The sequence below is a fragment of the Gemmobacter nanjingensis genome (assembly GCF_014652195.1).
In the GTDB taxonomy this organism is placed as follows: domain Bacteria; phylum Pseudomonadota; class Alphaproteobacteria; order Rhodobacterales; family Rhodobacteraceae; genus Gemmobacter; species Gemmobacter caeni.
Window position 1 is genome coordinate 68,636 of the sequence record NZ_BMYI01000013.1, and the last position, 15,170, is coordinate 83,805.

At 66.2% G+C, this 15,170-nt stretch carries 17 protein-coding genes; 10 read left to right on the forward strand and 7 right to left on the reverse strand.

The annotated features are described in order from the left end of the window. The first annotated feature begins 94 nt into the window (after positions 1-94). A complete protein-coding gene (hisF, locus tag IE126_RS18085) occupies positions 95-856 on the forward strand; it encodes an imidazole glycerol phosphate synthase subunit HisF (RefSeq protein WP_189381796.1) in 762 nt (253 codons plus the stop codon). After that, a complete protein-coding gene (locus tag IE126_RS18090; RefSeq protein ID WP_189381797.1) occupies positions 853-1,164 on the forward strand; it encodes a phosphoribosyl-ATP diphosphatase in 312 nt (103 codons plus the stop codon). Before hisF ends, IE126_RS18090 begins: the two co-directional genes overlap by 4 nt. Before the next feature lie 4 nt (positions 1,165-1,168). On the opposite strand, the gene IE126_RS18095 is transcribed toward IE126_RS18090, so the two are convergent. Continuing rightward, complete coding sequence (locus IE126_RS18095; RefSeq protein WP_189381798.1) at positions 1,169-2,236, reverse strand: RluA family pseudouridine synthase; 1,068 nt, start codon at positions 2,234-2,236, stop codon at positions 1,169-1,171. Between IE126_RS18095 and IE126_RS18100 the strand changes: the two genes are divergently transcribed. The 7 genes from IE126_RS18100 to IE126_RS18130 all read left to right on the forward strand — a co-directional run bounded on the left by IE126_RS18100 (position 2,235) and on the right by IE126_RS18130 (position 9,480). Beyond that, positions 2,235-2,540, forward strand: coding sequence for a DUF6476 family protein (locus tag IE126_RS18100; RefSeq protein ID WP_189381799.1), 306 nt, complete (start codon positions 2,235-2,237; stop codon positions 2,538-2,540). The two genes, IE126_RS18095 and IE126_RS18100, sit on opposite strands and share 2 nt — an antisense overlap. Positions 2,541-2,627: 87 nt before the next feature. After that, the gene (locus IE126_RS18105) at positions 2,628-4,079 is read left to right on the forward strand and encodes an amidase (protein ID WP_189381800.1); all 1,452 of its coding nucleotides are present in this window, start codon (positions 2,628-2,630) and stop codon (positions 4,077-4,079) included. 71 nt (positions 4,080-4,150) lie between these two features. Then, a complete protein-coding gene (locus IE126_RS18110; RefSeq protein ID WP_189381801.1) occupies positions 4,151-5,215 on the forward strand; it encodes an ABC transporter ATP-binding protein in 1,065 nt (354 codons plus the stop codon). 3 nt (positions 5,216-5,218) lie between these two features. After that, complete coding sequence (locus tag IE126_RS18115) at positions 5,219-6,127, forward strand: ABC transporter permease (protein ID WP_054302248.1); 909 nt, start codon at positions 5,219-5,221, stop codon at positions 6,125-6,127. Next, positions 6,120-6,923, forward strand: coding sequence for an ABC transporter permease (locus IE126_RS18120; RefSeq protein WP_054302249.1), 804 nt, complete (start codon positions 6,120-6,122; stop codon positions 6,921-6,923). The genes IE126_RS18115 and IE126_RS18120 overlap by 8 nt, the downstream gene beginning before the upstream one ends. A gap of 39 nt (positions 6,924-6,962) precedes the next feature. Then, entirely contained in the window at positions 6,963-7,988 is a 1,026-nt protein-coding gene (locus IE126_RS18125; RefSeq protein ID WP_054302250.1) for an ABC transporter substrate-binding protein, read from the forward strand. 67 nt (positions 7,989-8,055) lie between these two features. Then, a complete protein-coding gene (locus tag IE126_RS18130) occupies positions 8,056-9,480 on the forward strand; it encodes an amidase (RefSeq protein ID WP_229825639.1) in 1,425 nt (474 codons plus the stop codon). Here the strand turns inward: IE126_RS18130 and IE126_RS18135 are convergent. From IE126_RS18135 to IE126_RS18145, 3 genes are all read right to left on the reverse strand, one after another. Further along, the gene (locus IE126_RS18135; RefSeq protein WP_054302251.1) at positions 9,462-9,722 is read right to left on the reverse strand and encodes a hypothetical protein; all 261 of its coding nucleotides are present in this window, start codon (positions 9,720-9,722) and stop codon (positions 9,462-9,464) included. The genes IE126_RS18130 and IE126_RS18135 overlap by 19 nt on opposite strands. Next, entirely contained in the window at positions 9,706-10,194 is a 489-nt protein-coding gene (locus IE126_RS18140; RefSeq protein ID WP_189381802.1) for a hypothetical protein, read from the reverse strand. The genes IE126_RS18135 and IE126_RS18140 overlap by 17 nt, the downstream gene beginning before the upstream one ends. 135 nt (positions 10,195-10,329) lie before the next feature. After that, on the reverse strand, positions 10,330-11,367 hold the full coding sequence (locus IE126_RS18145) for a cytochrome-c peroxidase (RefSeq protein WP_189381803.1): 1,038 nt from the start codon (positions 11,365-11,367) through the stop codon (positions 10,330-10,332). Positions 11,368-11,539: 172 nt separating this feature from the next. Between IE126_RS18145 and IE126_RS18150 the strand changes: the two genes are divergently transcribed. Next, positions 11,540-12,781 (forward strand): 3-deoxy-D-manno-octulosonic acid transferase, encoded by a 1,242-nt coding sequence (locus IE126_RS18150; protein WP_189381804.1) that lies wholly within the window; start codon positions 11,540-11,542, stop codon positions 12,779-12,781. Here IE126_RS18150 and thpR read toward each other — a convergent pair. The 3 genes from thpR to IE126_RS18165 are packed head-to-tail and all read right to left on the reverse strand — an operon-like array spanning position 12,748 to position 15,036. After that, positions 12,748-13,311: an RNA 2',3'-cyclic phosphodiesterase gene (thpR, locus tag IE126_RS18155; protein ID WP_189381805.1), complete on the reverse strand. Its 564-nt coding sequence runs from the start codon at positions 13,309-13,311 to the stop codon at positions 12,748-12,750. The genes IE126_RS18150 and thpR overlap by 34 nt on opposite strands. Positions 13,312-13,366: 55 nt before the next feature. After that, complete coding sequence (locus IE126_RS18160; RefSeq protein WP_229825641.1) at positions 13,367-14,500, reverse strand: arginase family protein; 1,134 nt, start codon at positions 14,498-14,500, stop codon at positions 13,367-13,369. Continuing rightward, positions 14,497-15,036 carry a glutathione peroxidase gene (locus IE126_RS18165; RefSeq protein ID WP_189381806.1) on the reverse strand — a complete coding sequence of 180 codons (540 nt, stop codon included), beginning with the start codon at positions 15,034-15,036 and terminating at the stop codon, positions 14,497-14,499. Before IE126_RS18165 ends, IE126_RS18160 begins: the two co-directional genes overlap by 4 nt. Positions 15,037-15,170: the final 134 nt, after the last annotated feature.

The following is a 15,170-nucleotide window of genomic DNA, read 5'->3' on the forward strand; positions in this document are numbered from 1 at the left end:
CTGTTCCGAAATATCCTCGGGGGGTGAGGCCGCAGGCCGAGGGGGGCAGACAGCCCCCCTTCCCACATCTCCCGCCCCGCGCTAAGGTCCGGCCATGCTGAAAACCCGCATCATCCCCTGCCTCGACGTTGCCGATGGCCGCGTGGTGAAAGGCGTGAATTTCGTCAACCTGATCGACGCAGGCGACCCGGTCGAGGCCGCGCGCGCCTATGACGCGGCGGGGGCGGACGAGCTTTGCTTCCTCGACATCCACGCCACGCATGAAAATCGCGGCACGATGTTCGATCTGGTCACCCGCACGGCCGAGCAATGCTTCATCCCGCTGACCGTAGGCGGCGGGGTGCGCAGCCATGCCGATGTGCGGGCGCTTCTGCTGGCGGGGGCCGACAAGGTGTCATTCAACTCCGCCGCCGTGGCCAACCCCGACGTGGTGGCCGAAGCGGCAGATCGTTTCGGCAGCCAGTGCATCGTCGTCGCCATCGACGCCAAGACCGTCGCGCCGGGCCGGTGGGAGATCTTCACCCATGGCGGGCGCAAATCCACCGGCATCGACGCGGTGGAATTTGCCAGCACGGTCGAAGCGAAGGGCGCGGGCGAGATCCTGCTGACTTCGATGGACCGCGACGGCACCAAGGGTGGCTACAACCTGCCGCTGACCCGCGCCATCGCCGATGCGGTGAACGTGCCGGTCATCGCCTCGGGCGGCGTCGGCAACTTGGACCATCTGGTCGAGGGCGTCACCAAAGGCGGCGCCAGCGCGGTGCTGGCTGCCTCGATCTTCCACTTCGGCGAATATACCATTGGCGAGGCCAAGGCCCATATGGCCGCTGCCGGTATCCCGGTGAGGCTGACATGAGCACGCTGCACGATCTTGCCGCCACCATCTTCTCCCGCAAGGGGGCCGACCCCGAAAGCTCGTGGACGGCGAAGCTGTTCGCCAAAGGCCCCGAGAAATGCGCCGAGAAATTCGGCGAGGAGGCGGTGGAGGCCATCATCGAGGCGGTGAAGGGCGACCGCGCCAGGCTGACCGCCGAGGCGGCGGATGTGCTTTATCACCTGCTGGTCATGCTTGCCGCCCGCGACGTCACACTGGCGGATGTGGAGGCTGAACTGGCCCGGCGCGAGGGCACCTCGGGCATCGCCGAGAAGGCCGCGCGCGGGTAAGGGCCTACGTCCCCGCCCCGCGCAGCGCCGCGACCAGCACGGCCATATCCTCGGGCAGCGGCGCCTCGAACTGCAATTCTTCGCCCGTCACCGGATGGATGAACCCCAGCGTCGCCGCATGCAGCGCCTGACGCGGGAAGCCATTGGCCAGATCGGCTGCCGCCTCGCCCACCGCCTTGGCCGCCACCCGGCGCTTGCCGCCATAGGTCTGGTCGCCGATGAGGCCATGCCCGGCATGGGCCATATGCACACGGATCTGATGTGTCCGCCCGGTTTCCAGCCAGCATTCCACCAAACTCGCCACTTCGGGCGTGCCATAGGCTTCCAGCACCCGCACGCGGGTCACCGCATGACGGCCCTCGTTCCACACCACTGCCTGCCGCTGCCGGTCGGTGCGGTGACGGGCCAGATGGGTGGCAATCTTCAGGATGCCGCCGGATTCGAAGCTGACGCCCCGCATCCCGCGCAGGCGCGGATCGGCGGCGGAAGGCGCGCCATTGACCACGGCGAGGTAATGGCGGTTCACCGTATGCTTTTCAAACTGCGCGGCCAGCCCGTGATGCGCCCGGTCGCTTTTGGCGACAACCAGCAGACCCGAGGTATCCTTGTCGATCCGGTGCACGATACCGGGACGGCGCTCGCCCCCCACGCCCGATAGCGTGTCACCGCAATGATGCAGCAACGCATTGACCAGCGTGCCGCTGTAAGACCCCGGCGCGGGGTGGACCACCATCCCCACTGGTTTGTTGATCACGATCAGGTCGGCATCTTCCCAGATGACCTCCAGCGGGATGTCCTCGGCCAGAGTATCCGCCTCGGCCACATGGCCCACCGCAAGGTCATAGGCCTCGCCCTCGGCCACCTTCGTCTTGGGATCGGTCACCGCCACACCGTCGCGCATGACATCGCCCGCCGCGATCATCTTCATCAGACGCGAGCGCGACAGGGCGGCTTCCTCTGGCACCTCGCGCGCCAGTGCCTTATCCAGTCGGTCAGGCGGGTTTTCCCCGATCACCACACGCAGCAGCCCGCCTTCGGGCGCGTCATCGTCATCTTCAAGGGGCCGGGACATGGATGATACCTCGGATAAGCTGGAACTGCCGCCCAGCCTGCGCTGGCTGAAATGGCTGGTGACGGCGCTGACCGTTACCCTGATCCTCGGCGTCATAACCATCGTGGGCCTGCTTGTCACCCGCCTGCCGCTGGGCGTGCCCCCGGTGGCCGACTTTCCGGCCAGCCTCGCCCTGCCCGCAGGCGCGAAACCCGAGGCCATCACCCGCGGACCCGGCTGGATCGGCGTTGTCACCACCGACGGGCGGATGTTCGTCTTTGCGCCCGACGGGGCGCTGAGACAGGAAATCACGATCCGCCGCTAAGGCAAAACCGACGTAGGCACGTCGCCGGGGGCATTGCCCCGCGGGCTGTCGCTGGTCCAGCATGATGAAAAACGACGGGGAGTCGACATGCTGGAAACCTTTGGCGCACAGGATGCCACCGATCTGGCCGCGCTGGTGGCGCGGCGCGAGGTCAGCCCGCAGGAATTGCTGGATGCCTCGGTCGCCGCTTCGGCGGCGCTGAACCCAAAGCTCAATGCCGTGGTTCTGCCGCAGATCGAGGTGGCGGAACGCCATATCGCCGGGGGGCTGCCGCGTGGTCCCTTCACCGGCGTGCCGTTCCTTCTGAAGGATCTGGGCTGCGAGGCGGTGGAGTTTCCCTCGCACAACGGCTCGCGCCTGCTGGCCGATACACGCTATGATCGCGACAGCGCGATCTATACCCGAATCCGTGCGACAGGCGTAGTAACCTGGGGCCGCACCACCAGCCCCGAGGGCGGCGTGGGCGCGGCGACCGAATCCGCCGTCTATGGCGGACCGACGCGGAACCCTTGGAACCCTGACCATACATCGGGCGGATCATCCGGAGGGGCCGGGGCGGCGGTGGCGGCCGGGATCGTGCCTTTCGCGCATGGGTCGGACGGCGGCGGGTCGGTGCGCATTCCCGCCTCCTCCTGCGGGCTGTTCGGGTTCAAGCCGACGCGGGCGCGGCTGCCCGATGGCCCCTATGTGGGTGAGGGCTGGGCCGGCATGGCGATTGACGGCTTCCTGACCCATTCGGTGCGCGACACGGCGCTGATGCTGGACGCCTGCGCCGGGCCGGACTCTGGTGCGCCCTATCACGCGCCGCCGCTGGCACGCAGCCATGCCGATGCGATCAGCCGCCCGCCGCGCCGGTTGCGGGTGATGCTGGTGGACACCACCTTTACCGGCACTGCGATTCACCCCGAGGTGCGCGAGGCCGTGCTGGCCGCCGCACGCCTGCTGGAAAGCCTTGGCCATGAGGTGACGCCGGGCCTGCCCGCTGCCGATGTGCCGATGATGATGCGCGCCTGGACCGACATCGTGGGCGTCGGCACCGCATTGGGCATCGCCAAGGCGCTGAAAGGCCGCCCCCTGACCCCCGATCTGGTCGAGGACGTCGGACGCGGCGCGTTGGCTCATGCCGAAACCCTGCACCCCACCCGCTATCTGGAGGCGGTGGGCCAGATTCACGCCTTCGGGCGGCAGATGGCAGCGGTCTTCGACCCCGAAACCGGACCGGGATATGACATCATCCTGTCGGCCACGCTGGCAGAACCGCCCGCCAGGGTTGGCCGCTTTGCGCATACAACTGAGGATTATGTGGGCTACCGCACCGGCCCCGGCGGCATCTTCGACTATTCCCCATTCTGCGCGGTGTTCAACGCTTCGGGCCAGCCCGCCGTCTCCGTCCCCTTGGGTATGACAAAGGGGGGATTGCCGGTCGGCATCCACCTCGCTGCCCGCTTTGGCGCGGATGAAGAACTGATTGCTTTGTGTGCAGAAGTCGAAAAAGCCGCCCCCTGGACAGGAAGAAAGCCCAAACTGCGGGCAAAATAGCTTGCGCCACGGGGATAACCCGGAAAATATGATCAAAACTCACGACGGAATCGGCAACGGGGGGTCCGCCAGTGACGGAATATGCAATCGAGGCCCGCAACGCGGTCAAGGCGTTCGGGCAGGGCGATGTGGCGGTCAGGGCGCTGGACGACGTTTCCATCCAGATCCGAAAGGGTGAGTTCTTCACCCTGCTTGGCCCCTCGGGCTGTGGCAAGACCACGTTATTGCGGCTGATCGCAGGGTTCGAAACCCCGACTTCGGGGCAGATCCTGCTGGACGGGCAGGACATCACCGCCCTGCCCCCGAACCGCCGCCCGGTGAATACGGTGTTCCAAAGCTATGCGCTGTTCCCGCATCTGACGGTGGCGCAGAACGTGGCCTTCGGGCTTCAGATGCTGGGCCGCCCCAGGGCCGAGGTTGACCGGACGGTCGAACGCATGCTGGCGCTGGTCAAGCTGGAGCCGATGGCGGGGCGCAAGACCTCGCAATTGTCGGGCGGGCAGCAACAACGCGTCGCACTGGCCCGCGCGCTGGCGCCCACGCCGAAGGTTCTGCTGCTGGATGAACCGCTTTCGGCGCTGGACCTGAAGCTGCGCAAGGAAATGCAGGTCGAACTCAAGCGCCTGCAAACCGAAACCGGCATCACCTTCGTCTTCGTCACCCACGATCAGGAAGAAGCCCTGACCATGAGTGACCGCATCGGGGTGATGAGCGCGGGCAAGCTGCAACAGGTGGGCGCCCCGCGCGAGATTTATACGACGCCGGTCAACCGCTTCGTCGCCAGCTTCATCGGCGAGACGAATTTCCTGCCCGCCGTGCTGGGTGCCACCGGGGCGGTGCTGGGCAGCGGTGATGTGCTGGCGCTGAGCACCGGCGGCAAGACCGGCCCCGCCACTTTGGCCGTCCGCCCCGAACAGGTGCGGCTGGTGCCTGCGGCCGAACCGGGCAGCCTGCCCGCCACCATCACTGGCTGGGTCTATTTCGGCACCGACACCCATGTGCATCTGGCGTTGCGCGACGGCACCGAGGTGGTGGCCCGCCTGCAAAGCGGCGCGACCGGCGACAGCGCCCTGACGAAGGGCGAGGCGGTGGGCCTGCGCTTCACCGATGGCGCGCTACAGATTCTGGGGGACTGAGCCATGAGCATGGAAAGCGAGGCCCGTTCCCGCCAGACCCGCCGCGCCTGGGCACTTTCGACACCGGCGCTGCTGCTGCTGTTCCTTGCCGCCGCCGGGCCGCTGCTGATCGTGCTGGTCTATTCCTTCCTGCTGCCGGGCAAATACGGCAATGTGGAATGGGGCTTCAGCCTTGATGGCTGGCGCGGCATCCTTTATTCCCGCGATATCTTCGACGGGTCACTGAAGCTCGCCGACGCGCATCTGACGATCTTCTGGCGCTCGGTCAAACTGTCGCTGCTGACCACGATCATCACCTTCGTCGTGGGCTTTCCGACGGCATGGTTCATCGCCACAAGGGCGCCGAAAGCGCGGGCCATGTGGCTGTTTCTCATAACCATTCCGTTCTGGACCAACCTGCTGATCCGCACCTTCGCGATCAACGAGGTTCTGCGCAACGAAGGTATCGTCAACACCGTGCTGACCAAGGCCGGGCTGATTGATGCTCCAATCCGCATGATCAACACCGATTTCGCGGTGCTGGTGGGCATGGCCTATGTCTATCTGCCGCTGATGGTGCTGCCGCTGTTTGCGGCGATCGACCGTTTCGACATGAAGCTGCTGGAGGCGGGCTATGATCTTTATGCCAGCCGCATGGCCGTGCTGCGCCGGGTGATCCTGCCCATCGTCAAACCGGGGATCGTGGCGGGCTCGATCCTCGTCTTCGTGCCCTCGCTGGGGGCCTATGTGACGCCGCGCGTGCTGGGCGGCGGCAAGAACATGATGATCGGCAACTTCATCGAACTGCAGTTCGGCCAGGGCCGCAACTGGCCGCTGGGTGCGGCACTGTCGATGGCGCTTCTGATGATCGTCATGGTGGCGCTGCTGGTCTATGTGCGCGCTGCGACGAAAGGGAGCAACCCGCATGGCTGACCGCAACTTTTCAGCCACCCGCATTCCGGGCTTTGCCACCATCGCCGTCGCCGCCTTTGTCGTGCTTTACCTGCCGATCTTCACGCTGGTGATCTATGCCTTCAACGCAGGGCAAAGCATCGCGGTGTGGGAAGGTATCTCGTTCCACTGGTTCGCAAAGGCCTGGGCCAACGAGGCGGTGAAATCTGCGACGCTGCGCTCGCTGATCATCGCGGTCTCGGCCTCGGCCATCGCCACCAGCGTGGCCACCATGGCCGCGCTTGGCACCACCCGCCGCCCGGCCTTTCGGGGGCAGACCTTCATCTATGTGATGATCAACCAGCCGCTGATGGTGCCGGAAATCGTGACCGCAGTTGCCTTGCTGATCTTCTTCGGGGTCATCAAGCAGGCGACCGGCTATCAGGGCCTCGGCTATCTGATCCTGGCCCATACGGCCTTCTGCATTCCCTTTGCCTATCTGCCGATCCGCGCCCGGCTGGAAGGGATGGACCTCAGCCTCGAAACTGCCGCCGCCGATCTTTACGCCTCGGACTGGCAGACCTTCCGCTTTGTCACCCTGCCCCTGCTGTTTCCGGGAATCATCGCGGGCGCGATGCTGGCCTTCGTCATCAGCCTTGACGATGTGGTCATCACCGAATTCGTCAAGGCGGGCGGGCAGGATACGCTGCCCACCTACATGCTGGGTCAGATGCGCCGCGCCATCACGCCCGAAGTCAATGCAATCTCCACAGGTCTGCTTGCGCTGACCGTGGTTCTTCTGACCGCGTTCTTTCTGCTGACCCGCAAGAAGGGCTGAAGCCCCGAACCCTAGCCACCACCAACAAGGAGAGAAGATATGAAGAAACTGCTTGGTGCCAGCGCCCTGCTGCTGGCCAGCACCAGCCTCGCCCATGCCGCGGGCGAACTGCAACTCTTCAACTGGGGCAATTACACCAGCCCCGAGCTGTTGGAGAAATTCGAGAAAGAGACCGGCATCAAGGTCACCGTCACCGACTACGACAGCAACGACACCGCGCTCGCCAAGGTCGAGGCAGGCGGGCATGGCTTTGACCTTGTGGTGCCTTCGGCCAACTATGTTCCGATCTGGGTGGAAAAAGGCCTGCTGACCGAACTCGACCGTTCCAAATTGCCGCATTTTGGCAATATCGCGCCGCAGTGGATCGACGTGGCCTGGGACAAGGGCCGCAAATATACTGTGCCGTGGCAATGGGGCTCGACCGGCATCGCCGTGAATACCTCGGTCTATGGCGGTGACATCAACACCTCTGCCGTCTTTCTGGACGTGCCGGAAGAGCTGAAGGGCAAGATCAACGTCGTGCCCGAGATGAACGACGTGGTGAACCTCGCGATCTGGTATGTGGGGGGTGAACCCTGCACCGAAGATACCGAGGTACTGAAAAAGGCGCGTGATGCGCTGCTGGCCGCCAAGCCTGACTGGCTGAGCATGGATTACGGCGCAACCGAAAAGCTGTCTAACAACGACTGGGCCGCCAGTGTGAACTGGAACGGCTCGACCATGCGGGCGCGTCTGGCCAATCCGGCGGTGAAATACGGCTATCCGAAGGAAGGCTATCCGCTGTTCATGGATTCGGTCGGTCTGCTGGCTGACGCCAAGAATGTCGAGGAAGCCTACAAGTTCATCGACTTCATCATGCTGCCGGAAAATGCGGCCATGCTGTCGGCCTTTGCCCGCTACGCCAATGGCATCACGGGTTCCGAGGAATTCATGCCCGAGGACATGAAGACCGCACCGGAAGTGGTGACCCCCGAAGAGTTTCAGGCGTCGGGCCACTTCCTGCCGACCTGTTCGCCCAAGGCGCAGGAATACATGACCGCGATCTGGACCGAGCTTCAGAAGTAAAAGCGGGCTCTGAGGTCAGGGCGGGGGGCTGTCTGCCCCCCGCACCCGCGAGGATATTTATGAACAGATGAAGGAGGAAAGCGTGGAGCTTTCCGGGTTGAGCGCTTCGGACCTGTCGCGGCTGATTGCCGCGCGCGAGGTGAAGCCGTCTGAGGTGATGGCGGCGCATCTTGACCGCATGGCGGCGGTGAACGGAGCGATGAATGCCGTGGTATCAGCACGCGATCCCGATGTGCTGATGGCCGAGGCGCGGGCAGCGGATGAGATGGCACCGCGCGGCTGGCTGCACGGGATGCCCCACGCGGTGAAGGATCTTGTGGCGGTGAAGGGGCTGCGCAGCACTTACGGCTCGCCGCTGTTTGCCGGTTTCGTGCCGGGGGCTGACGATCTGGTGGCGGCACGGCTGCGGGCCGCCGGCGCGATTTTCACCGGCAAGACCAATACGCCGGAATGGGGCCATGGCAGCCATTCCTTCAACCCGGTCTTTGGCGTCACGCGCAATCCCTATGACCTGTCGCGCACGGCGGGCGGCTCATCGGGCGGGGCGGCGGCGGCGCTGGCGGCGCGGCTGGTGCCGGTGGCGGATGGCAGTGACATGATGGGTTCGCTGCGCAATCCGGCCGCCTTCTGCAACATCTATGGGTTCCGCCCGACCTGGGGTCTGGTGCCTTCCGATGCGGTGGGCGACACGTTCATGGCAACGATGGCGACAGAGGGACCGATGGGCCGCACGGTCGAGGATGTGGCACGGCTGCTGGGCGTGCTGGCAGGCGAGAACCCCGAAGTACCGTTCGGCCGCGCAGTGGAACCCTATGCAGACCGGCTGGAGATCGACCTCCGAGGGCTGCGCATCGGCTGGCTGGGCCACTGGGGCGGCGCCTATGGTTGCGAGCCGGGGATTCTGGACCTGTGTCAGGCCGGATTGCGGGTGCTGGAGGATCAGGGCGCGCGGATCGAGCCCGTCGCCCCGCCCTTCCCGGCCGAAAAGCTGTGGCAGGCCTGGCTGACGCTGCGCGCCTTCCTGAATGCCGGAGCCAAAGGCGCAATGCGCGACGATCCGGCGAAATGGGACCAGCTCAAGCCCGAGACGCAATGGGAGATCGAACAGGGTCTGCGCGTCACCGCCGCCGAGGTGCATGAGGCGAGCGTCATCCGTTCACGCTGGTATGCCCGCGCAGCCAGACTGTTCCGGCAGTATGACGCGCTGGTGATGCCCACCGCGCAGGTCTGGCCCTTCCCCGCTGACTGGCGCTGGCCGCAGGACATCGCGGGGCGGAAGATGGACACCTATCACCGATGGATGGAGGTGGTGGTGCCCGTCAGCCTGATCGGCCTGCCATCGCTGGCCGTGCCCTGCGGATTCGGGCCGCAGGGTCTGCCGATGGGGATGCAGATATTTGGTCCGACCGGGGCAGATGCGAAGGTGCTGGCCATCGGCCAGCAATATCACCGCGCGACCGACTGGCCAGGGCGTCAGCCGCCGGTAGTTTGATCCGGCAGCGCGACAGGTTCGGGCGGGCTGTCGCCAGCCGGCGTAGCCAGCAGCAGAGCCGGATGGCGCAAGGCCTCGTCTCCGCTGTCAAAACGCAGGCGGCACAAGCCTTCTTCGTCGCCTGTCACGACTGCCAAGGCCTGACGGTCCGGCACGGTGACCAGCGCGCCCGGCTCGCAAACCGGCAGCGCCTGCGCAGGTGTCGCCAGCAGCAGGAAGGCGAGATCAAGCCTGCGGAACACAGGTCATCTCGGTGAACAGGCTCGAACCGCCCATCACAAAGCCCGTGCCCTCCACCCGCCCCGTCACGCCGTTCATGGTGCCTTGCGTGACCTCGAACACCCCCTCGCCCCGCCGGGTCCAGATGCTTTCGGCACCATAGTGGTCGCGCAGTTTGCCGCCTTCGAGGATCTCCAGCGGGAAGGGGTCAGCCACGCCACCCGGATCAGAGCAGGCATAGGCACCCGGCGTCAGCATGCCACCCGCGCCGCCGGTGTCGGCCAGCCGCAACAGTGCATCGGGCGGGGCGGCGGTCATGTTGCCATCTCCCATGGTGATCATGCAGATCGCGCCCATGTCCTGCGTAATCGTACCCGGCCCGCTGAAGCCCGGAACAGTGACGGTCTCGCCGACCTCGCAGCCCACCAGCGGGCCAGAGGTTTCGGCCTGGACGGCGGCAGGCAGGCACAGCAACAGGGCAGAGAACAGGCGCATAGGGAAACCTCGACAGAACAATCGCGCGCATCCTGCCAAAAGCACGCCGCAGGGGACAGAAAAAAATCCCCCGCCCGTTTGCGGGGCGGGGGCAGTGGGGCGCCTGTGGGCGGCGCCCGGACCGCTGACTGGGGATCAGCGGATATCCTGTGTCGGACGCGGGGTCGCGCCGGTTTCCGGCGGCAGTACAGGCACGGTGATCTGCGGGAGTGTGCCGGTCAGGCTGTCGAGGAAGGCCACAAGCTGCGCGGTTTCCTCGGGCTTCAGCGCCTCGCCCAGCTGGCTTTCGGCCATGATTTCCACCGCGACATCCAGATCCCAGACCTTGCCGGAATGGAAATAGGGCGCGGTCAGCGCAATGTTGCGCAAAGGCGCGGCGCGGAAGACATATTCGTCGTCCGCTGTCTCGGTCACGGCGAAGCGCCCCTTGTCACCGACAGGCAGCACATCGGCGCCGGGCTTTTCGACCAGACCGAAGGGGTAATAGCCATGGCCGCCGATATTGACGCCCGAGTGGCAGGACGAACAGCCCTTGTCCATGAACAGCTGCAACCCGGCCCGCGCCTCTGTCGACAAGGCGTTGTCATCGCCATTCAGCCAGGCGTCGAAGGGTGCGGGGGTGATCAGTGTCGCCTCGAACGCCTCGATCGCTCTGGCCATGTTGTCAAATGTCACAGGATCGGCCTCGCCGGGAAAGGCGGTGGCGAAGGCCTCGGCATAGGCGGGCATGGATTTCAGCGTCACCACCACATTTTCGGGCGTGTTCGCCATTTCCACCCCGGCCTGCACCGGCCCCTTGGCCTGGGCCTTAAGATCATCCGCGCGGCCATCCCAGAACTGCGCCTCGTTCAGCACGGCATTGAGTGCGGTCGGCGCGTTGCGCGGCCCCTTCTGCCAGCCATGACCGACTGAAGTCTCCATATTATCGTCACCGCCCGTCGCAAGATTGTGGCACGAGTAACAGGAGAACACGCCCGAGGCTGACAGTCGCGGATCGAAGAACAGCGACTTTCCAAGCGCGATCTTGTCCGGCGTCACCGGATTGTCCTTCACCGCCGGAATGGTGGAGGGCAAGGGCCTGAACACCTCCAGTGCGGCGTCGCGCAGGGCATCGGCCTGCGCCGCCCCTGTCATGAGCGTGGTGGCCAGTAGCAGGATGGTCAGCTTGCGCATCCCGGTCTCTCCTCGTCTCTTGCAGCGCGTCCGGACCCAGACTGCCCTGTCTGGGCGCTACCGACTTTGAGTTAGATCAATTCTAATTCTAGTATCTCAGATAGAACTTCCCGCGCTTGCCAGCCGCGCCTGTCCCGCCTAAGCACGGGGCAGACCTTCCTGTGGTGCGTGAATGTGGCTTTATCGCCTGATCCTGCGGTTTCTGTTCCCGGCCTTGCTGGGCGTGGCACTGTGGCAGCGACTGACCGGGCGCACCGGCGCCGGGGCGCTGGCCGAACGGATGGGGCTGGGCGGACAGCCGGTGGACCTGTGGCTGCATGGCGCCTCGAACGGCGAGCTTGCCTCGGCCCGCTGGCTGGTGGAGCGGGTCATCGCGGCCCGGCCAGGGCTGCGCATGGTGGTGACCTGCAATACCGGAACCGCGCGGGCGATGGTGGCAGGCTGGAGCCTGCCGGGGGTTGCAGCCCGTCTGGCCCCCTTTGACACTCCCGGTGCAGTCAGTCGTTTCATTGCAGGCTGGCAACCGCGCACGCTGATCCTGCTGGAAAACGAACTCTGGCCTGAACGGATTGCCCACATGGCCGGACGCGGCCCGGTGATCCTTCTGGGCGCGCGGATGTCCGAACGTTCGGCCCTGCGCTGGGGGCGCCGGGCGCCGGGTATCCTGCGGGCTGTTCTGGGCGGGGTGACACTGGCCTCGGCACAGGATGCGGCTTCAGAGGCGCGGCTGGTCACACTTGGCCTGCCCACCAGCAGCCTCGGTCCCCGGCTGATGCTGAAGGCACGCGCGGCGGCAGCCCCGCCCGTCGCCCTCCCCTTCTCTCCGCCGCATCCGCGCGCGCGCATCCTGCTGGCCGCTTCCACCCACGAAGGGGAAGAGGCCGTGGTGCTGGCGGCCTTTGCCGCGGCGCGGGCCACTTTTGATCTGCTGATCCTCGCCCCGCGCCACCCACGCCGCAGCGCCGCCATCGCGACGCTGATCGCGACGGGCGGTCTGCCCTATGCCACACGCTCGGCAGGCGAGACGCCGGGGCCGGAGGTGGCGGTCTACCTGGCCGATACGCTGGGCGAGATGCCGAACTGGTATGCGATGGCTGGGGCCACAGTGATCGGCGGCAGTTTCGCCGCCAGGGGAGGACATACGCCGTTTGAGCCTGCGGCCCATGGCTCGGCCATCCTGCACGGGCCTTCGGTGCATAACTTCACAGAGGTTTTCGCCTTGCTCGACAGCGGTGGCGGCGCGATTGCCACCGACGAGGCCAGTCTGGCCAGCGCCCTTACCGGCTGCAATGCGGCAACACAGGCGCGTCTGGCCGCCCGCGCCGCCGATCTGCTGACCGGCGAGGATGCCGCAGCCGCACTGCTGGGCGCGGTTCTGAATCACCTCCCCGACGCGCGTTCCGTCAGCGGGTAATCCGCCAGAAGATCATAGCGCGCGCCCTTGCGTGCCGGGTATGAGGCGTAAAGGCCGATGGCCTCGACCTGCCAGGACCCGGCGCGAAAACCATGAGCGGCCGCCACCGCCGCTTCCAGCCGGGCGCGCTGATCCGGCTCCAGCGCCCCGGCCCGGCCCAGCGTCACATGCGGGTTGAACCCCTGTGTCGCGACCGGAATGCCCGCCTGCACCGCCACCCGCGCTACACGCGCCTGCAGGTGCCGCAGCGACGCGCTTTCCGCCACACCCGCCCAGATCACCCGCGGCCGCACTCCGCCAAACAGCCCTGCCCCTTCCAGCGTCAGGCTGAACTGAGCCGCCGCAAGTCCCGACAGCCCGTCATGCAGCGCCTCCAGCACCGGCTCGGGCTGGTCGCCCAGAAACGCCAGCGTCAGGTGAAAATCCTCCGGCTCCAGCCGCCGGGGCAAAGGCAACAGGGCCTGTAGCATGGCCAGGTCGCGGCGGATGCCTTCGGGAAGTCCGATGGCGATGAAAGCACGGATCGTCATGCGGCCTCCTGCGGGTTCGGCCCATGCTGCCGCGCCCTGCGCGGCGCTGCAACCGTCAGCGCCGCGCCAGCACGGCCAGCCGGTCACGGATCTCAGGCCGGACCGGGCCGCCGCGCGGCGGGTCGAGCAGCGTGGTGTAGATCAGTTCTGACGGCAAGGCGCGCGCGCCGCCGTTCCAGCCCAGAGCACGCAACACCGCCTCGGCGCCGGGCGACAGGCGGTCGGGCATCTCCTGCCCCGACAAAAGCCCCCAGATCGCAGCCCAGGCCCGCCCCACCGTCCACGGATTGTAGCCTCCGCCGCCAGTGACAATCAGCCGGGGCGCCAGCGGCTGCAACGCCGAAACCGCCGCCAGATAGGCCCGGTTCGACAAGGCGAGCCGCGCCAGCGGGTCTTCGGCCAGACCGTCCACCCCGCATTGCAGCACGATGGCCTCGGGCCGGTGCGCCGCCACACGGGGCAACACCAGCCGGTCCATCACCAGCGCCAGTTCGTCATCGTGAAAACCGCGCGGCACCGGCAGGTTGAAGGCATTGCCACCCGCATCATCCTCCAGCCGCCCCGTGAAGGGCCAGCGGTTTTCCTCATGCACGGAAATCAGCAGGATCTCCGGCTGACCGGCAAAGGCCGCCTCCACCCCGTCGCCATGATGCGCGTCCAGATCGACATAGGCCACACGCGCCAGACCCGCCCGGCGCAGCGCCGCCACCCCCAGAGCCACATCGTTCAGATAGCAGAAGCCCGCAGCCCGCCCGGCAAGGCCATGATGCGTGCCCGCGCCCGGCACATGGATCACGCCGGATGGCACCGCTGCCAGGGTTTCCGCCGCCCAGAGCATCGCTCCCGCCCCGGTCGCCGGACGCCGGAACATTTCGGGGTAACAGGGGTTGGTCAGCGTGCCGAGACCGAAGCGCGGGCGCCAGTCATCGGGCAGCGGCTGCCCGGCGCGGGTCAGGCTTTCGGCCTGCACCAGCGCCTCCAGATAACCCGGATCGTGCAGCAGCGTCAGCGCGGCGGGTTTGGCGCGCGGGCTGGTGCGATAGGCCTGCGGCGTCAGCCATCCCAATGCCTGGCACAGATCCATGACCACCGGCACACGCGGCACGCGCAATGGATGCAGCACGCCGTAGGACGAACCACGATAGATTTCGGAGCCCAGAAACAGCGGCCCGACCGGCGCGGATGTCACGGCAGGACAGCCTCCACCGCCCCGGTGATCGCAGCCGACAGCGGGGTAACCGGCGCGCCCCAGGTGCCGCGCGGCAGGCCATCCGGCCCCAGCAGCACCTTGTTGAAATTCCAGCTGGGGGTGAAGCCGTGCTCCTCTGCCATCCAGCGATAGAACGGATGCGCCCCTGCCCCGCGCACATGGGTAATGCGGGTCATCGGCAGGGTCAGATCGAAGGTCAGCGCACAAAACTCCTTGACCGCCGCGTCGTCTTTCAGCTCCTGCGCAAAATCGTCGGAAGGCACCGCCAGAACCACCAGCCCACGCGGGCCGTAACGATCCTGCAAGGCTTGCAGGGCATCATATTGCGGCGTGAACCCACAAAGGGAGGCAGTATTGACCACAAGAACAGGACGCCCGCGCCAGTCCGATGTATCCAGCGTGCCGCCGTCAATGCCATCAAAGCGGAAAGCCGGAGCCGCGGCAGCAAGGGCAGGTCCAAAACCGGCAACCGCAAGGGCGGCGCCGATCAGCATGCGACGGTGAATGCGTTTCATCCCCTGTTCCTTTCCGGCCGCCTTCAGCGCGGGGCCGTTACGGGCAATGGCCAGTTTGCGGCCCCCCGCAATCAACGCTGAACCTGGCTTCCGGTTCCCGCAAGAAGGATCTCCCGTCGCAGAGGTTGGTCTTG